This is a genomic window from Lysinibacillus xylanilyticus (assembly GCF_001708185.1).
Lineage (GTDB): Bacteria > Bacillota > Bacilli > Bacillales_A > Planococcaceae > Lysinibacillus > Lysinibacillus xylanilyticus_A.
The window spans coordinates 1-534 of record NZ_MDDN01000049.1; the positions used below are offsets into that span (position 1 = coordinate 1).

Here is a 534-nt window from a genome sequence, read left to right on the forward strand (position 1 = left end):
TTGGGGTGAAGTCGTAACAAGGTAGCCGTATCGGAAGGTGCGGCTGGATCACCTCCTTTCTAAGGATATTTTCGGAATACAAACCTAGGGTTTGTAAGATTACGTTTTGCGTTCAGTTTTGAAGGTTTATGAAAAAAATAAAACTTCTAAGAGGGCCTATAGCTCAGCTGGTTAGAGCGCACGCCTGATAAGCGTGAGGTCGATGGTTCGAGTCCATTTAGGCCCACCATATATACCTCTTGGGGCCTTAGCTCAGCTGGGAGAGCGCCTGCCTTGCACGCAGGAGGTCAGCGGTTCGATCCCGCTAGGCTCCACCATTTTTTTGTTCTTTGAAAACTGGATAAAACGACATTGAAATTGTAACAAACACATTTATTTTTTTAAGTTTTTTATAGGCTTAATAACTTGGTTAAGTTATTAAGGGCGCACGGCGAATGCCTTGGCACTAGGAGCCGAAGAAGGACGGCACTAACACCGATATGCTTCGGGGAGCTGTAAGTGAGCTTTGATCCGGAGATTTCCGAATGGGGGAAC

The 534-nt window shown here is 45.9% G+C and carries 2 tRNA genes and 2 rRNA genes; all 4 read left to right on the forward strand.

The features are described from left to right. A 16S ribosomal RNA gene (locus tag BFJ97_RS23325) occupies positions 1–59 on the forward strand; the annotation flags it as partial. Positions 60–152: 93 nt separating this feature from the next. Then, positions 153–229: transfer RNA gene (locus BFJ97_RS23330), tRNA-Ile, on the forward strand. Between the two features lie 12 nt (positions 230–241). Next, positions 242–317: transfer RNA gene (locus BFJ97_RS23335), tRNA-Ala, on the forward strand. A 90-nt stretch (positions 318–407) separates the two neighbouring features. Then, positions 408–534 (forward strand): 23S ribosomal RNA (locus BFJ97_RS23340); the annotation flags it as partial.